This window comes from Mesorhizobium sp. GbtcB19 (genome assembly GCF_019091085.1).
In the GTDB taxonomy this organism is placed as follows: domain Bacteria; phylum Pseudomonadota; class Alphaproteobacteria; order Rhizobiales; family Rhizobiaceae; genus Mesorhizobium.
Genome location: NZ_JAGXJY010000047.1, coordinates 1 through 2,720 on the forward strand (window position 1 = coordinate 1; position 2,720 = coordinate 2,720).

The window sequence follows — 2,720 nt, forward strand, 5'->3', positions numbered from 1 at the left end:
TGCTCATGGATTTCCTTTTCCATGAAATGCCGGCGGTTGCCCTTGTCGACCATGAAGCTGGTCGACAGCGACTGCTGGCGCTTGCGGTCGACCTTCTTGCCGTCGATGTCGTAGATGGCGACGCTTTCGCGGCGCACCACCGCCCAGTCGCCGTCCTCGAGATAGGTGATCGAGTTGGTGAAGGGCGCCAGCGCAATCGCGTCCGAGCCCAAAAACATCTCGCCCTCGCCATGACCGACGGCCAAAGGCGGACCGTTGCGGGCGCCGACGATCAGGTCCTCGTCGCCCTTGAACATGATCGCCAGCGCGAACGCGCCGTGCAGCCGCTTCAGCGCGTGATACGCGGCCTCGACCGGCTTCAGCCCCTTGGCGAGTTCCCGCGCCACCAGGTGCGCGACGACCTCGGTGTCGGTCTGCGAGGAGAATTTGTAGCCGTCGCGGGTGAGCTCGTCGCGCAGCTCGGCGAAATTCTCGATGATGCCGTTGTGGACGATGGCGACGCCGTTGGAAAAATGCGGATGCGCGTTGGTCTCGTCCGGCACGCCATGCGTGGCCCAGCGCGTATGGCCGATGCCGATCGTGCCGTCGAGCGGCTCTTCCTTCAGCCGGCGTTCGAGATTGATCAGCTTGCCTTCGGCGCGGCGGCGGCCGAGCTCACCCTTCTCGACGGTGGCGATGCCGGCCGAGTCGTAGCCGCGATATTCAAGCCGTTTGAGGGCGTGGACGAGAAGTGGCGCGACCTGCGAACGGCCGACAATCCCGACGATACCGCACATGCCTGCCTCTGAATCCCGGCCGAACCGTCCTTGTTACCTCGAGAGCCAGACTATCCCCAATTATCTGCGGGGTTATCGTTCATTTGAACGAGTCACCTGACTCACTCGGGACCCCAAGCGTAAAACACCTGCGTTGTTGGATCTCGGTGGCGAAGCGAGGCGACACAGGCACACCATCTTACCTCTCGCGCAAGACTTCCTGCCTGTAGCGGACGAGCGGCGAAAGCAGGTAGCTGATGATGCGGCGTGAACCGGTCTTGATTTCGACTGTGACCGACATGCCGGGCGAGAGACTGGCCGCTCTGCCCTCGATCTGTATCTGTGCATGGTCCAAAGAGACGCGCGCCAGGTAAGCGGGGTCCCGGGTCCCTTTCTCCGAGGCCGAACCGTCCGTAGGGGATGACGGGTCACGCACCACATTGTCGCGCCGCTCATCCGTAACGGTATCGCGCGAGATGCCGAGCACGCGGCCGTGCAAGAGCCCGTAGCGTGTGAAATTGAAGGTATCGACCTTGATCTCCGCGTCCTGTCCTGGAGAAATGAAACCGATATCGTTGTTTGACACCATTGCCTCGATCTCGAGTGCGGCGTCGGCCGGCACGACGATCGCGAGTGCCTGTGCCGGCGCGACGACGCCTCCGATCGTATGCACGGAAAGTTGCTGCACGACGCCGTCAACCGGCGCGGTCAGGGTTTGCATCTTCGCTTTTTGCTCGGCCTTGATCAGATCCTGGGCGAGGCCGGCCTCCTTTTGCTCTGCCTTCGCCAGATCGTCGAAAAGCGAGCGACGGTATTCGGCCTCGGCTCTCTCTCGCGTCTCCTTCAAGACCGAGACGGCCGCTTTGACCTCGCTCTCGCGGCTCTCCAGGACCGGGAGATCGTGCTGCTGACTGATCAGGTCCTGCAAATCGGTCAGATAGGTAATCTTGGAGGCGAGACCCTTATCGTAGAGATTCTTATCCATCTTCACTCGTTCCTGGAGCAGCGGGAGAACAGCCTGCAGCTTGTCGATGGTGGCGCTGATTGTCTCGCCTTCCGCCTCCTTTTCGGCGAGCTGGCGCGTGATCTCGGCCACCTTCGCGTCTTGCTCGGCCGTTTGCGTGGTGAGGAAGCGGCGCTGCGTCTCGATCAAGGCCTGGCTTGCATTGGCGGGGGCGACGAAATCATCGAGGGGATTGGCATGACCAGAAAGCGCCGCCCGCAACCGCGCCACTTCGAGTTCCGCGGCAACAAGATCGCTCTTGATGTGGTCGGTTTCGGCCGCGCTGATCGTCGAGTCGAGCTCGACCAGGACGTCGCCGGCCTTCACCGGGACCCCGTCGCGCACGTGAATAGCGCGCACGACACCAGCCTCCAACGGCTGGACAACCTTGACGCGGTCGTTGGGCACGATCCTGCCGGGAGCCGTCGCGACGATGTCGACCCGGCCTACCGCCGCCCAGGCGGCCGCAAGGCAGAAGAAGGCAATGATGGTCGCGCCGATCGCTCGACCGACGGGCGAGGGCGGCGCCTCTATGATCTCGAGCGCCGCGGGCAGGAACGCGATCTCATAGTCGCGGCGGCGCACCTGCCGAGCTGGAAATTCAACGATGTTTCCGGCGGCCGCCATTGGTTTGACCCGCTTGCAGGTGATGAAGGTTGGCGTAACGACCGTTCGAGCGCATCAGGTCGGCATGTGTCCCGTCCTCGACGATTCGGCCGCGATCGATGGTGATGATACGGTCGGCATCGCGCACCATCGACAGGCGGTGCGCTATGATGATGACGGTGCGCCGTTCGGCCATGGCCCGCATGTTGTCCTGGATGATGCGCTCGCTCTCGTAGTCGAGGGCGCTCGTCGCTTCGTCGAAGATGAGGATGCGCGGATCGCCGATGAGCGCGCGGGCAATGGCGATGCGCTGACGCTGGCCTCCGGAGAGCGAGCAGCCACGTTCGCCGATCACC

General features: G+C 63.1%; 2 protein-coding genes and 1 pseudogene. All 3 read right to left on the bottom strand.

Annotation, left to right across the window (positions count from 1 at the left end):
• Nucleotides 1–776, bottom strand: a pseudogene (locus KVT37_RS31415) (glutamine--fructose-6-phosphate aminotransferase); the annotation flags it as partial.
• Nucleotides 777–954: 178 nt separating this feature from the next.
• Nucleotides 955–2,385, bottom strand: coding sequence for an HlyD family type I secretion periplasmic adaptor subunit (locus KVT37_RS31420; protein WP_217578902.1), 1,431 nt, complete (start codon nt 2,383–2,385; stop codon nt 955–957).
• Nucleotides 2,360–2,720: ATP-binding cassette domain-containing protein (locus KVT37_RS31425; protein ID WP_217578903.1), on the bottom strand; the 361-nt coding region annotated here is incomplete at its 5' end. The genes KVT37_RS31420 and KVT37_RS31425, both read right to left, overlap by 26 nt.

What these genes read in the sequence shown, in the direction of transcription:
- KVT37_RS31420 (WP_217578902.1), bottom strand. Translation starts at nt 2,385, where the DNA reads ATGGCGGCCGCCGGAAACATCGTTGAATTTCCAGCTCGGCAGGTGCGC.